General features: G+C 62.2%; 14 protein-coding genes. 6 read left to right on the top strand and 8 right to left on the bottom strand.

Annotated elements, in window-relative coordinates; genetic code table 11:
• Positions 1-63: 63 nt before the first annotated feature.
• The 5 genes from WMK75_RS15940 to WMK75_RS15960 all read right to left on the bottom strand — a co-directional run bounded on the left by WMK75_RS15940 (position 64) and on the right by WMK75_RS15960 (position 7,638).
• Positions 64-2,142: a hypothetical protein gene (locus WMK75_RS15940; protein ID WP_347268599.1), complete on the bottom strand. Its 2,079-nt coding sequence runs from the start codon at positions 2,140-2,142 to the stop codon at positions 64-66.
• A 15-nt stretch (positions 2,143-2,157) separates the two neighbouring features.
• Complete coding sequence (locus WMK75_RS15945; RefSeq protein WP_347268600.1) at positions 2,158-3,903, bottom strand: TM0106 family RecB-like putative nuclease; 1,746 nt, start codon at positions 3,901-3,903, stop codon at positions 2,158-2,160.
• Positions 3,904-4,088: 185 nt separating this feature from the next.
• Positions 4,089-5,627, bottom strand: coding sequence for a 3'-5' exonuclease (locus WMK75_RS15950; RefSeq protein WP_347268601.1), 1,539 nt, complete (start codon positions 5,625-5,627; stop codon positions 4,089-4,091).
• Between the two features lie 102 nt (positions 5,628-5,729).
• Positions 5,730-6,590: a metallophosphoesterase gene (locus WMK75_RS15955; RefSeq protein ID WP_347268602.1), complete on the bottom strand. Its 861-nt coding sequence runs from the start codon at positions 6,588-6,590 to the stop codon at positions 5,730-5,732.
• A gap of 10 nt (positions 6,591-6,600) precedes the next feature.
• A complete protein-coding gene (locus WMK75_RS15960) occupies positions 6,601-7,638 on the bottom strand; it encodes an ADP-ribosylglycohydrolase family protein (RefSeq protein ID WP_347268603.1) in 1,038 nt (345 codons plus the stop codon).
• An 83-nt stretch (positions 7,639-7,721) separates the two neighbouring features.
• Between WMK75_RS15960 and WMK75_RS15965 the strand changes: the two genes are divergently transcribed.
• Positions 7,722-8,306, top strand: coding sequence for a hypothetical protein (locus WMK75_RS15965; protein ID WP_347268604.1), 585 nt, complete (start codon positions 7,722-7,724; stop codon positions 8,304-8,306).
• Positions 8,306-9,283, top strand: coding sequence for a WYL domain-containing protein (locus tag WMK75_RS15970; protein WP_347268605.1), 978 nt, complete (start codon positions 8,306-8,308; stop codon positions 9,281-9,283). The genes WMK75_RS15965 and WMK75_RS15970 overlap by 1 nt, the downstream gene beginning before the upstream one ends.
• Here the strand turns inward: WMK75_RS15970 and WMK75_RS15975 are convergent.
• Both WMK75_RS15975 and WMK75_RS15980 read right to left on the bottom strand, forming a co-directional pair.
• Entirely contained in the window at positions 9,274-9,984 is a 711-nt protein-coding gene (locus WMK75_RS15975) for a hypothetical protein (protein ID WP_347268606.1), read from the bottom strand. The two genes, WMK75_RS15970 and WMK75_RS15975, sit on opposite strands and share 10 nt — an antisense overlap.
• A 74-nt stretch (positions 9,985-10,058) precedes the next feature.
• Positions 10,059-10,304 carry a hypothetical protein gene (locus WMK75_RS15980; protein WP_347268607.1) on the bottom strand — a complete coding sequence of 82 codons (246 nt, stop codon included), beginning with the start codon at positions 10,302-10,304 and terminating at the stop codon, positions 10,059-10,061.
• A gap of 151 nt (positions 10,305-10,455) precedes the next feature.
• Between WMK75_RS15980 and WMK75_RS15985 the strand changes: the two genes are divergently transcribed.
• Positions 10,456-11,205, top strand: coding sequence for a gamma-glutamylcyclotransferase (locus WMK75_RS15985; RefSeq protein ID WP_347268608.1), 750 nt, complete (start codon positions 10,456-10,458; stop codon positions 11,203-11,205).
• A 138-nt stretch (positions 11,206-11,343) separates the two neighbouring features.
• Here WMK75_RS15985 and WMK75_RS15990 read toward each other — a convergent pair whose 3' ends face one another.
• Positions 11,344-12,243, bottom strand: a complete 900-nt coding sequence (locus WMK75_RS15990) for a DUF1186 domain-containing protein (protein WP_347268609.1) — start codon at positions 12,241-12,243, stop codon at positions 11,344-11,346.
• 186 nt (positions 12,244-12,429) lie between these two features.
• On the opposite strand from WMK75_RS15990, the gene WMK75_RS15995 reads away from it, so the two are divergent.
• The 3 genes from WMK75_RS15995 to WMK75_RS16005 all read left to right on the top strand — a co-directional run bounded on the left by WMK75_RS15995 (position 12,430) and on the right by WMK75_RS16005 (position 14,261).
• Positions 12,430-12,735, top strand: coding sequence for a hypothetical protein (locus tag WMK75_RS15995; protein WP_347268610.1), 306 nt, complete (start codon positions 12,430-12,432; stop codon positions 12,733-12,735).
• 574 nt (positions 12,736-13,309) lie between these two features.
• Complete coding sequence (locus tag WMK75_RS16000) at positions 13,310-13,498, top strand: hypothetical protein (RefSeq protein ID WP_347268611.1); 189 nt, start codon at positions 13,310-13,312, stop codon at positions 13,496-13,498.
• A 403-nt stretch (positions 13,499-13,901) separates the two neighbouring features.
• On the top strand, positions 13,902-14,261 hold the full coding sequence (locus tag WMK75_RS16005; protein WP_347268612.1) for a helix-turn-helix domain-containing protein: 360 nt from the start codon (positions 13,902-13,904) through the stop codon (positions 14,259-14,261).
• Positions 14,262-14,301 lie beyond the last annotated feature (40 nt).

The following is a 14,301-nucleotide window of genomic DNA, read 5'->3' on the forward strand; positions in this document are numbered from 1 at the left end:
TGGCGTCGCCGCTGACGATGCCAGCCAAAGCCGCGCCGCATGATCAAGCCGCGTCACCCAAATTCAGCCATAGCTCAGCTTGGAATCCGTCAGACGCTTGTGAAGTTCGGTATTCTGCCTACGGCCATCGCGAACTTCGCTGACGGGTATCTGCGGATCCAAGATTGCGATAAACGATTGCAGCGCTGCAGGAATCTGGTCGATGCCGGGCTCGTCCAGGCTATCATCATCTTGGCCGGTTTGGCGCGGACGAAAATAGATGGCCTGCCCGGCGACACCACCGGAATGCAATCTGCCATCCGTGCACAGAAGCACGTCCTTACCCATGAGGTGGGATAGGTCGTCTGAGAAGATTTCGCAGACATCCTGCCAAAAGTGCCCCCAATCCAGCTCCGCTTCGCCCGCCAGCGCTTTTGCGGCGCCTTCGATCATTGTCGCCTGATCTGCTTCCGCAGGCATAACGCCGATACCAAAATGCTCGGAGAGTCGCCCGATTGACCCGATGCGCGAATCCATTGCCGCACCATAGGCAGGGAATGTCGCATGCTGGCGAAGCAGGACCGCATCCAGCACCTTGGGATTGCTTGGCAGCGGCAGCAGGGACGTCTCTGCTAGCGAGCGCCATCCGTGATCGCTAAGCATCCATGGGGCGGTCTCGATGCTGACCCCCATATCCGCCGCAGCTTGGCGCAAGTGGTTTTGCCAGCGCTCCTTTGGCGCGCTTTCAGAGGCATGTGGCGCAAGGATGTCTAGGATACCGGCTGCCTCTGCCGCAGAGCGTCCGGCCAAGTCGTCGGCAATCGCCTCTACAGCGAGGACGGCGGCCTGATGCAGCAGGAAGTCGTTGTAGCTTCCACCCGCCTGTGCGCCCTCTGTCTCGGTATCAAAGCTGATTGTCGTGCGGCTCATGTCGCCAAAGAACGGCGCGCTAATGTGAAGGGCGGCACCGGTCTCCAACGAGGTCGGAAGGAAGATGCTGAGTTTTCCAGGTGTTGGTTCACGGACATCGCTGACCGCGACGGAAATCTCGGCCTGTTCCAGTTTCGGCCAGTGGCCGGGCAAGCCGCGAATAGATTCCTGAACCGCCTCCGGCATGTCCAATACCGGAAGCGCGCGCCGCCAGACGGAGTAATGATTGGTAGTGTCGCCGGAGTTGACCGAGATCTTGCCATATCCCCTTGGCCCGTTCGCTTCCCGAAGGGCGTTTCGATAGAACGTTCTGGAGCTAATGGGAGTGGTGATTGTCAGCGCCTTCAGGTTGTCGAGAAACAACATGGAATCGGCTGTGATCTCTGCGAGCTTGCGTTCCACTAGGGTGGCGGCCGCAGGGGAAAGCAGCGGCAAGGCCAGGACGGATGCAAATCCGCGGGCCTCGAGATCGTCGACCACAGGGCTGCGCGCTGACTGCGGCCAAGGCAAGAGATAGGGCGAAAGGTAACCGATCTCTTCGCGCAACCAGTCCGAGGTCGAATTCGCGCCTTGCGCTTGGCGGCGCCTTGCGCCGGTGTGCAAACGCTCGCAAAGGCTTGGATCTTCATCGACAACCTCGGCAAACCATTCCTGTTCGACCGAAAGCGGTCGATCCTCAAGGATGGCAAGTGCGGGGTCGTAGATTGACTTGGTAAATTCGGGGTCGAAGCCAAAGCAATAGCCATCGAATTCCGGGCTGGCTTCCTGTCGCCGAGACCAGATGCGGGGCTTTTGGCTGATCTCGAGCACGCTGCGAAAGCCGATCCCCTTATTGCCTACAGATGTGGCCGGATCCTTGTCGCTCTGGCCAAGCCGAGAAACGCTTTCAAAATTACTGTGCGAAAATGGTGCGCCGTCATTGGCAACGTAAAGTGTTCCGAACCCACCATCCATTTCCAGTCGCATCTCGATCCGGCATTGCGAAGCTTTGCGGTCCGCGGCCCGACTGACGGCGTCATAAGCGTTCTGGATCAATTCGATGGCAAAACGGCCGTGGTACTGGTGCCTGACCTGCTCGGTCAGGCTATGGATGGACCGGTAATCCGTAACTCCTTCTGAGAGCTGGTAAAGAAAGCTGCGTATCTTGCTGCCAGTCTCCTCGCGGATCACTGCCTCGAGCGTGCTGGGGCGCGTGGACTTACGGCTGTCAATTAATGAAGATTCATAGAACATTAAAGATCTCTGCAATCAGGCTTTCTGTGCTTTCAAGGCCGCAAGGAGCGCGGGAGGTATAGCGCCACTGGGTACTGTGGGTGGCGAGCAAGGCGTATTCAAAGCACACAGCGTGTTCACCAGCCGCATTTGCTCGACCGTTTCGCATTTCGCCTCGCGGAGACGCGGGGCGCCAAAGACCAGCGCCAGCCCCTTCGCGCGGGACACGGCCACGTTGATGCGGTTGAGCGAAAACAGGAACTCCATTCCGCGCGGCGTTTCCTCGGCCGATGACGCGGTCATCGACACGAGGCAGACGGGTGCTTCCTGTCCCTGGAACTTGTCCACGGTGCCCACGCGGATGCCTTCGGGCAGCGCATCACGCAGGGCGTTCACCTGCGCGTTGTAAGGTGCGACGACGATGATGTCCGACTGCCGGACGGGACGCGCCTGACCGTCCTTGTCGGTCCATGTGCCCTTCAGCAGATCGGCCGCGGTGGCGGCGACGGCGGCGACCTCCTCGGGCGCGATCTGCGCATTGCCTTCATGGGCGACCTCCACCCAGAAAGCCCCGGCTTCTGGAAAACTGGTGCCGGTCACGGCCTGACGCGCGGTGTCTGGGTGGCTTTCCAGCCGCCCCTCATAGACCTGATCCGAAATGAACCGGCAGATGCGCGCATCGGGGTATGCGGCGAGACGCGCGCGGAAGAACTCCAGCAGTTCGGCGAGCGCGCGCCCCTCGGCGGCATGATCGTGCGCCCAGAAGGACCGGAACTGCCCATCGCACCAGACGCCATGCAGATATTCGAGGCCGCCCTCGTAATGCGGATTGCCTTCGATGTCGTAGAACAGATCGCCCGCCTGCGGCTCGGGCAGCAGGTCGAACCCCTTTCCGGGCTCGGGCGCGCGCAGTTCAAAGGTTGGCACCCCGGTCTTGCGGGCGTGTTGCAGCCGGGCCTGTGTCACGAGGCGCAGGCGCGTGTTTTCCGCCATGCCGCGGATGGGGTGATCGAGACTGGCGAGGGCTTCCATGGTTCGGACGCCTGCCGCTTCCAGCTTCTTCACCTGGCCACGGCTGATATTGGCGACATTGAACAGGCTGTCTTCCGTCTGCCAAACACCGGCGCAATGATCTCCCCAGCGACACAGACCACAATCGGCACACGGCGTCGGGCGTGTCGGCTGAGGATCGGCCACGAAACCTTCAAGCCGCGCCCGCGCCATGCGGGCATAGGCCGCGTAATCCGCCAGTCGAAGAGTCGCGCGGGTGCCGTCCCCCAGTTCGACATGCGCGAACTCGGGCGCCACGCCCTGAATTTCGGTCAGCAGGTCGGAATAGAGCACCAGTTGCAGCACATGCTTTGGGTGCGGACGGCGCTTCAGCTTGGTGTCGGCCACCTCGTAGCTGAAGTCTCCGAGTGCCGAGGGACGCTCGACGCGCTCCAGGAAATCCGACCAGCCACCCCAGTTGCCCGACAGGAACGCGCCTTGAAAGATCACCTCTGCGCCGCTGGCTAAAGCCTCGCGGGTGGCAGCCGCATTCTCGGCCAGATTGCCGCGTTCGATCTCGACGACCTCCCGCGTGGCCTGCAGCCCGGTCAGGTGCGCGGCCTCATGCACGTCGCCATGCTTTTGCAGCAGCGCGGTATCCGCGCTGTCAGTGCGTGGCGCTGGGCCATGACCATGAAGGCGCAGCAGGTCCAGTGTCGTGGCATGGGTACAACCCATGAACCGCATCAGGTCCGAGGCCGAGAGAAGAATATTGCCAGAGATCAGCCGCATATGGTCACGGTAACTGTGTCGTGGGCAGGTTGCGAGGGCATCGCCGTGGAAGTCCGTAAGCATCACGCGGATGAGCGCGGGGTGAGATGGGCGTCGCCGGATGCGACGATACACCCTTACAGCTTGGGAGGGATCGCTGGCGCACTCTCAAGTCCATCGATGATGCGGGTGTTGACCGGCTCTGGTCATGACGGATCCGCCCAGGAGCAGCCTGATACGATCCCCCAATTGCCTGCAGAATTGGGACGGCGCCATCTTGGGGTTTCCATCTCGCGCAGCAGGGTCAGCGCCTCCTCAAACGAGGCATGCCTGGTTTCGCTTCCCTTCGCGCCGATCGTAAAAAATCCGCGACGGGCGAGACCGGGATGGAAGCAGGTCCCATCGGCCGCATAGGGTACCTGACCCTCATTCTGCTTCCGGGGCTGACGCTCCGGACTTGGCACGGGCGGAGGCGAGGTCGGGTTGCGCTCTCCAAGAGTAATGTGGGGGTTTGCCGGATCGATAGCGTGGTTGGCCTTTGCTTTATCCGCGGGTCGATATCCACGCCCCGCCAGCAAGACGATCTGCGCTGAAGCTTTGGCGTCTTCGCCTGCATCGTGATGCCGGAACTCAAGGCCCAGATAGGCCTTGAGGGAAGCCAGCCCGTGGCCACCATTTCCCTTAAGCTCAGGCCAAGCGACTTGGGCGACCCGGACGCTGTCGCGCCATTCCCAATCCGGGGGCGCAAGGCCGGCGCTTGCGCAGGCGGCCGTGATGGCGCTTCGGTCGAATCCCGAGTGCTGATAGATGGTGAGGCTCGCGAGGCTTGCTTCAAGCAGCCCCAGAATATCGGCAAATCGTGGCGCATCTGCGACGTCGCGGGCCGTGATGCCGTGAATGCGCGAGCAACTCCAGTCGCTGGTCTGCGGGTTGATATAGCTGGTCCAGGTTGTGATCGCTTCATTGACACCCACGAAGGCAAGCCCGATCTGGCAAATGCTGGAGCGATCATTGTTGGCGGTCTCGACATCGAGGGAGACGAAACGAAAGCTGCCTGTCGGAAGCGGTGACACCGAAGCCGACGCGGTCACAACGACCGCATTCGACCCGCGTGCGTCGTAGCGCATCCTTTGCCGCGCAATTGCTTCGCGCTGGGATTGTCCAAATGACAGTGTGTCGATAGTTGCGTCCACCAGCGCCTCCGGCTCTTCATATGCGTCCATGCCGCGACCATTCCAGGCAATCGCATGGTCGGGCGCCATTTCCAGAATTTCGCGTTCAAGACGCGCGATCTCGACTTCATCAGGCAGAACGACCCAAACGGCACGGCAGTAGCGGGCGATGAACTCGTTGCGGATCGCCTTTGCGATTTCACCATCTGCGCGCGCTGTCGGATCCTTGGGATCACGCCACATGCGGCCGGTATTGTACATGCGGGAGAAATAGTGGCTGGAACTTTCCGACCCGGTGCGGTGGCGCTGGTGAATGCGCTTGTAGAGCGTTTCGTTCTTGGCGCTGGTCGAGCCTATATAGCACAGGGTGCCGGTGTGATCGACAAGGCCATAGATTCCGCGCCCATCGCGAGGGGCGTCCGAAGTCAGGCGCGGCGTCGCGGCAAGTAGTTGCTCGAGGATCGCACCGGCGGAGAGTTCTTGCGGCTTCTGACGTTCGATACGGGCGGTAGGAGAAGGAGAGGCAGACGGGGCAGTTACCGCGTCCTTCTTGCGAAACAGAAACTTGAACATGATAAGTCGTTCTCGGCGTGGGTGCTGGAAGGTTCGGTAGGCTCGATGACAATTGGGCATTTCCCGGAGACGCTGGCAAGACAGCGCCTCCGGGATAGCTTGTCAGAGCCTGATCAGGTTGTCCTTGCTCAGTTGCTTTTCGCCTTGCCAGCAATACGCCAGTGGCTCACTGGGGTAGTCGAGACAGGCGGCGCTGCCTTCGATCAGTGGCTCTCCGGTCATCTTGTAGTGGCCGACCAAGACCGGCGGAGCATCGGACGAGTAGATCTCGGCGAGGATGCCAGAGGGCAGCGCCTCCTCGGGAAGCAAAAGCGGATCAGGCACGGAGAGCGCTGCCTCTCGCCAAGTTGCGGCCCTAGAACGCCACCACGCCACGCGCATCTCGGTTCGGCGATGCCCGCCAAAATCCGAAAACGCATAGCCTGCTGGCAGGCTGACCTCCGGTCCTGAGGTCAGCGTCTTTACAGCCCGCCCAAAAGGCGTCGATTCACGCGCGATCTCCGGCAGGTCCTCGGGGCGAAGACGCCCGTCGGGACGGCGCGCCGCGATCAGATCGATATCCGGCTGGCTCCAGCAGGCATGGACGAGGCGCAGCCCGCCAAGATCGAGCCAGAGCGGCAGAGTCAGGAACCAATCGGTCCATTCCCGCGCCTCGGGCGTGGCGATGCCGAAGGTCTCGATGAAGCTGCGATGCTGGGCGCGGTTCTTCTCGCTGTGCGCGCGCAGGCGGTCGGGGTGATGGAAGAGGATCGCGTTCAGCTCGTGATTGCCCATCACCGCCTTGGCGCCGGCTTCGACCAGCCCCCTGACGCGGGTCAGGACCGTGCGGTCATCAGGGTGCGAGACCTTCTTTCCGGCATCGATGAAATCGCCCAAGAAGGCGAGCTGTCCGGAACCGACCGCCTGCAACGAGCCTTCAAGGCGCGCGGGATCGGCATGGATATCGGGAATGACATTGTACAAGGCGGTCTCCTTACCAGCCGGGATACTGGTCGCCGAATTCCTCGGCGAATTCCGCGCCGCCGCGCCGGGCGAGGCTCAGGTCGCGGGCGATGCGGGCGATCACGTCGGAACATTCGAGGTCGTGACGCCGCGCCAGCGCCTGTTCGGGATAGAGCAGGCCCAGAAGGTTGCCTGCGATCGCTCCGGTGCTGTCGCTGTCGCCGCTATGGGTGACAGCGATCTGCAGCCCGTGCCAGAAGTCCAGGCCCGCAAGCGCGGCATAGAGGGCGATGGCAAGGGCTTCCTCGGTGACCCAGCCTCCACCGAGGCTTTCGACGGTTTCCGGTCGGCCGTCACGGGGCGCGCGCTGGGCGGCCTCGAGCGCCGCCATGATCGGCGGCGAGAGCCGCACCGAGGCAATCGCGCGCTCCAGCGACGCGCCCTCGAAGACTTCGAACAGGATACGGGCGAAGGCCACAGCCGCTTCGATGCCCAGCACATGGCCATGGGTCAGGGCCGAAGTGTCACGGGCCAGTTGCTCGGCCTGCTCGGCGGAATGGGCGATCAGAGCGCAAGGGGCCACGCGCATGATCGTGCCGCAGCCCTTGCTGTCATTGCGCGCTGGTTCACCGAATTGCTTCGCCGAAGGCAAGGCCGAGAGACAGGTATTGCCCGGCGCACGGCGCTTCTGCAGCCGCGCATCGCGGACCAGGCCGACGTCCGAGACCTGCATCTGCGGCTTGCCGCCCTGGGTCCGGAACCAGCGCAGCAGCGCGTGATGCACCACCGCCTCGGGGGCGCAGATGCCCTTGTCTGCGGCGCGGACCGTGGCGCAGATCAGCCCTTCGGCGGTGAAGAGCGTCATCTGCGTATCGTCGGTGATCCGCCCAGAACGGCCGTCATGCGGCGGGAAAGAGGTCAGCCCCTCGGGGAAGCGTTGGCGGATGCGGGCGAGATCCCAGAACTCGATCTCGGCCCCGAGCGCGTCGCCCGCCGCGCCGCCGAACAGGCAGCCCCGGATCTTCCGGGTGACCGGGTCGACCTCCGGTCCGGTGATGAAGTGGCGCATGAAAATTCCTTTCGCTTTCCGATTGATGTGGGCAGGATCGCAGAAAAGCAATTCCATGTGTCAAAGCGTCGGGATTTTCCGTCATGAGTTATTTTGCCATCTATTGGACCTTTCCTGCCCCGTGGGCGGGCTTCACGTCGCTCGGCGATGACGTGGACGAGGCCGCGCGAAAGAGCCGCACGATCGCCTACCAGCGCGACCAGATCCATCGCTACGCCCGCAAGGTGAAACGCGTCATCGTGGCCGAGCGGGCCTTTCTCGAACGCGCGCCCGATCGGGGCAGTGTCGAAGTAGCCGACGAGATCGCGGCGGCAGTTGCGAAGCGCCCCGACTTGAAACCGATCATGGTCGATTTTGGCAAAGCTATTTCCTGGCGACCGCATCACATCCTGATCTCGAGGATGAGTGCGCTCGGGGCCGATCTACTTCCTGCAGATGAGGACTCGATCATTGCCGGCGTCCGCTTCCATCCGTCAGCACATTTCCAGGAATGGAACCGTCAATACGAAACCCATATCGCCGCGAAGCCGGTGCATCGCACCCGGATCCTGCAGGCGGTGCAGGAGGAGGGTGCGGATGCGGAGACCCTGAACGAGATGGGCCTGCGCACCCATACCGGAAAGCTCTGGACCCGCGACAACCTGCGCAAGTTCTTGAAGGCCGGCTGATGTCCTTTGGCAAGGCCCGCGACCTGCTGCACCTCGCGACGATGGCCGCGGCGCGCTACGACGGCGTTGGCCTCGACGAGATCGCGGCGGAGTTCGGCGTCTCGCATCGCACCGCCCAGAGGATGACCGATGCGCTCGAGACCCTGTTCCAATGCGAGATCAGGGACGATGACGAGCGCCGTCGACGCTGGAAGATCCGCGAGGCGCGCCTGCTGCATCTGCCCCGGCAGGCGGACTCGACGCTGGAGGGGCTGGAACTTGCGATCCGAGCGGCGAGGGACGACCAACGGGTGCGCCACGCCGCGGCACTGTCGGAAATGCGCGAGGCCCTGATCCTGCAGATGAAACCGCTCGAGGCCCGCCGCGCCGAGGCCGAAGCCGAGGCCATGCTGCAGGCACTTGGCCATGTCGCGCGACCGGGGCCGCGCATCACCATGGATCCCTACCTGCTCGACACCGTCAGCGCTGCGATCCGCGGCCCCTTCCGGTTGCGGGTGATATATCGCGAGGACAGCGCCCCTCGCATTCTCGAGCCGCATGGCATCCTGCTCGGAGGCCGGGCCTATCTGGTGGCGCGGCAGCCCGCCAAGGGCGACCAGCTGATCAAGTTCCGCTTCGACCGGATCCGCAGTGCCGAAATCACCGGTGAGGGGTTTGTCCTCTCGCCCGGCTTTTCCATCGAGGATTATGCGGCACAGGGCTTCGGCGTTTGGCACGACCCCGCTCAGCATGGCGAGGTCGTCTGGCGCTTCCTGCCCGAGGTGGCAGAACATGCGGCAGGCTTTCGGTTCCATCCGAGACAGAAGCTTGAACCACAGACCGATGGCAGCCTGATCGTCCGCTTCACGGCCTCGGGCTGGCTCGAAATGGCGTGGTTTCTCTATCAATGGGGCGACAAGGTCGAGGTCATCGCCCCGGAAGGCCTTCGTGCGCTGGTGGCTGGGCACCAGCGCAGAGATTTTACTGGTCACCCCTGATCGAGCATCCGCAGGCTGGCATCATTCTTCCAGCGCAGCCAGAGCGTCGGGCGCATCTCCTCGGGGCTGAGAAAGGTCCGGACCGAGAAGATCGGCACCTTGCTGCATCCTTCGGGCCATCCGGCCTCGGGCGCGATCTCGTCAATGCCGCCCGCCCAGAGGCCCTCCTGGACGCCGCGCAGAAAGTGCTCACCATCGTCGGCGATCATCGCGTCCGCCCGGAAGCTCCGCACGGTTGCGATGAACTCGGCATCCAGCGCCGGAAGCAAAGGGCGATTCACGGGGACGGCGCTGCGCTCGATCAGGCGTTCAAGGGCATGCAAGCAGAAACTGGCCCGCCCGATATGGTAGCAGGTGAAACCACCCCGGAATTCGATCCGGATCGTCGTGTAAAGGATGACGTCCTCGGAAAAGAGTTCGACGCTCTCCTTCACGTTGGTGGCTTGGCGGACGTTACGGGCCATGACGGTCAGCCCCGCTTGGTTCAAGGCAACGCGCACGACGCCCGGCTGCTTCCCGAGCCGTCGAGCAGCCCGTTCGAGCGCCTTTCGGTTCGGATGCATCTCGCGCAATTGCCCGAATATAGCGGGCAGATCGGCATCGCGACCTGCGGCATCGCGAAGGGCTTCGCGTGCGCGGCCGCGCTTGAGCGAACTGCGGGCGTGGCGGGAGGTCGTAAATCTGTTGTCAACGATACTCATGCAAAACGGCCCTCGGAAACTGTTGGAATGATTCGAACATTAACCGGCATGGGTGTCAGATCCTGTCGTCCAGCTCAGTATGTGCTGTGGTCCCAATCGATGCGGAACCAGATGCCTCCGAGCAGGGCGGAAAGCTCCCAGACGATGGTTTCGTCATCGCCGCGCCGCCGGCCGGTCGGATGCCAGCAGAAACAGGCGCGGTCTTTGGTGACGGAGATCGGCTTGTTGCCGATCCGGCGCGTGACTTCGGCAGCGTCCGCCAGTGCTGTTTCGAAATGGATGTCGAAGATGAAAGTGCCGACGCCGCTGGATTTGATCATGTGCTCTCTCCTTGTCTGCAAGGAGGCTGGCACACTCCGTGGGTCTGGAGGCGGCTCGGCGGGATTTTCCGTGCGATGGGCCACAGAGGATATGCTGCCTTCGGTGCTATATTGGCTCCGGCTGACGTGTGAATCTTCGGTGGAGGATGGCATGGCACGAGGACCGCTGCGACTCACATCGGAACTTGTCGCGCAAGTGGCGCTGCCTCCTGCCGATGCTTTGTCTGCCCCCCTCGATCCAGATCTCATACCGGCGGTTGAGGCAGACTACGACCGGATCGTAGGCAACATCATGACAAGCGAGCTGGCGTCCGAAGGCCTGTGGATCTTTGCCTATGGATCGCTGATCTGGAACCCCGCCTTCGATCATGTCGATCAGCGGACTGCCGTCGCCCATGGCTGGCACCGTTCGTTCTGCCTTGGCTGGGACAAATGGTTCAGGGGAACCGCAGATCAGCCGGGGTTGATGCTGGCGCTGGATCGTGGCGGCCAATGCGAAGGCGTCGCCTACCGCTTGCCGCCCGAAAGCCTTGAGGAAAACCTGCACAAGCTGGTCCGGCGGGAAGTGCATTTCATGCCGCATGCCTTTCCAGCGCGCAGGATCAAGCTCATGACGACAACGGGCGCGATGAATGGAGTGACCTTTGCCATGGACCGAACCTCCGGAAGGTATGTCAGCGGGTTGGCAATGGATGAGATTGCCGACGTCCTAGCTGTGGCGGCTGGACGCCTCGGTTCCATGGCCGAGTATCTTCTCAGCACCGTACACCACCTTGAGGCGCTGGGCCTGCATGACCGCCATCTCTGGAAACTGCAGGAGATGGTTGCCTCGCGCATCGAAGCGACTGCGCGTCGGGCAGCGGGGCAATCATCCGAGTTGCGGCTCGACTGGGGCGTGTAGTTACAGCGGACGGGCGCCGGATGAGAGCCTCCCCCGCACGCAGTTCGGCAGGTTGACTGGTGCATGGGGGCTAAGATGTCCCGCCACAGGCACGCCGCCGATGTCCGCCGGTTGCTCGTGGCTGCTGGAAGGCTCAGATCACTGCAGGCAACATTTCTTGAACTTCTTGCCGCTGCCACAGGGACAGGGATCGTTGCGACCGACGTGCCCCGTGGTGGCGGTGCTGACGGGATCCCTGTCTTCGCGGGGCGGGGTGGACAGTACCTTCAGACCCAGTTGCGCCTTCCGGGTGAGATACTCCTCCGAGAAGCAATACCATGAGCCAAGCTCGGCAATGGTGTCGGTGACCAGGCGGTTGCTGGCATGCCCGGTGAACCAGTCGGCCCGGCCCGTTTCCATCGTCGTCTGGAGGCGCTGGGCGAAATCCTCGAACCGGCTGTGATCGGGGCTGATCAGCTTGCTGTCGAACACTGTGCGGACCTGCGGCTCGAGTTCCGAGAGGCCGAGGGCGGCGATGCATTCAGCCCATGGCCACCAAATTTCCTCGCTGGCCCCGCTGCCTGCGCAGTCGCGAAAATCCGCCAGAAAGGCGGTGACCTGCGGCCGCAGGGTCTGATCGCTCAGAGTGATGATGGCGAGGGTGTCGAACATCTCGCCGCGCAGGAAGCTGTCGGCGGCCTCGTCAAGGATGATGTCGAAAAGCGGTTGCAGATCGCCGTCGAAGACCCCGGCCATGACCCGGGCCGAAGATTCGGTGATGCTATCCCCCATCAACGCATCCAGAAACTCGGGATCACGGCGCAGCAACCGTGCCAAAGGTCGATAGGCGCGCGTCTCCCGCCATTCGGCCAGCAGGAAGGCGATGAAGAAGAACGCATCCATCCTTTCCAGATCGGCGTTCCTGGCCGATTGCAGCCTGGCGATGTAGTCGAGAAACACCGGCACCATGGCCTCGCGCGATTGCCCGGCCGCCCGCAGCGCCTCGCGTGGCAGGGGACCTTGGGCTTCGAAGGCGGCCATGATCGCGGTGGGGGTCATCAGCAGATACTCCGGTCGGAAAGCTGTTCTGAGCCATAGCTCCGTTCGGCGGCGGCTTCCACCGGATCATGCCGGCCCCGCCGTCTCGGCATGACCTCCAGTGGCGTTGGCGGCGGGTGCCGAGTCGGGTGTATAGTGGCGCGGCAGGGGCGGCTTCCCGTCGCCTGAGCTCAGCAGGAGAACACCATGTATGTTGTGATCCGCAGTTTTCCCCAGATGCAGAGCATCGAAGAGGCAGGGCGGCGCGCCGTCGAGGGTCTGGCGCCGCTTCTGAAGCAGCAGCCGGGGTTCAGGGCCTATTACGTTGTCCGCTTTGCCGATGGCGGAGGCGGCTCGATCAGCCTCTTCGACAGCGCCGAGAGCGCAAGGGCGGCACATGAACATTCGCTCGCATGGATCAAGGACAATCTCGCAAGCCTGATCGGGGGTGCGCCGCCCGTGGTGACCATGGGCGAAGTCATGGCCGAGGTTCTGGCGGAGGTCACCGCGTAGTGAACGGCGGCAGGGTTGCGAAGGCGCGGCCGCGTGGCGCAATTTCAGCGTGGTTCAAAGGCGAAGGCGGCAGCTCGAGTTCCTCAAGCTTGCCGTTGTGCAGGATCCGCATGGCATGGCTGGCGGGTGTATGACGTCCCCCCTGTGCTGGGCGGTGACGGGTAGTTCTCGTAGCCTTGGCGCAAGGCGGCGTAGATGGTTTGGCGGGAGTGGATGCCGACCGCAGCCGGCCGAAATCAGGGGCGCTCTTATCCCGTCATACGACTGGTGCAAGGCAGAGGTCACTGCCTTACATTGCCATGATAACGGCATATTTCTTGTCTGTGGTCGTGCGTGAGACAGGACTTGGCGAAGGTTAAGCGGGTCATCCAGGGTGCTTTCTGCCTTCCCTATCCGTTCTTGCGTGACTGAAGCTATGGCGAGCGGTGGACCAATTTGCTTGCCAGGCTTGGCCCGGAGACTCTAGTTAGAATGCTCGCGTCGGAGTTTTCTCCGAATCGGATAGAGGAGGAGTTCGACCACAACCTTAAGTGATCGCTGAGCTGCGACAGCATCGAATCATCGTTTCGCCAAGATGCAGATCGTCACCTGCTGCTCCGAGGCAGCCGGATCGAATTCGCTTGTCGCCAGTGCTTCACTGACCAATCCAATCCAGAAAATCTCCACCCCGCTCAGCGTTGGGCGGTTGCTCTGGCGTCTGAGCCGGCTCGTCCTGCATGCCCTGCGCTTCAGTCTTGTGGCTGATGGCGACGAGAATGCATGACGATCAGCCCCCAAGGCCCATTTCTCATCAAGGCGGGGCACTTTGTTGCGTCTGATGCGATAGGGTGCGCGCCCTGAACGAGTAGCCGTGGAATCAATCTGGGGCAAGAGGTTTCTGCAATCCTGGGCATCTATTGGGGCCCGGGTCGAAGAATGAGTTCACTGGGGCAGCCCTCACCTTGGCTGCTCAGTTCAAGGCATATAGATGGAAAAAAGCATGAAGTTCAAAAACATGCATCCGCTGTCATTCGCGGCAAACTTTGGCAAATGTAAGGAATGCAACTGCTTGCCTCTCGGCGCTCGTGCGACGTCGATATGGGGCAGCATGATGCCTGGCACACCTCGTAGAATGCGTGACGCGGTGGAGGTCAGTGTAGGCCCGTGCAACTGCGGGAGCTTGTGAAATGGCCCGTTGCACCAATCTTCGCTTGGGTAAGCCCAGAACCTACGTCAACATTCCTGCTCTTAACTGGGCCTCTGCGGTCGAGGGTTTGCCCAAAGGTGCCAAGGCGTTGCTGCTGTTTGTCGCTCGGTATTGCGACAAGTATGGCGTCGTCTGGTACAAGCAGAGCGCGATCGGCCTGGAACTCGGATGCGACCCGCGCAGCGTTCGCAATTATCTGAAAGTACTTCTTCAACTGGGTCTCGTTCGGCGTATCGGTCAAGGCCGGGGAGGTCGGCAGGTATCAAATGTCTATCATTTTATCGCGTGGCCGGGACGCCAACTGGTAATCCTCCCCATGGTTAAGGGGATGCGAAGGTAGAATTTTCTCGGCAAGATGGACGAGGAGATTCCGATGAAGA

The sequence above is a fragment of the Paracoccus sp. (in: a-proteobacteria) genome, from assembly GCF_039808215.1.
In the GTDB taxonomy this organism is placed as follows: Bacteria; Pseudomonadota; Alphaproteobacteria; order Rhodobacterales; family Rhodobacteraceae; genus Paracoccus.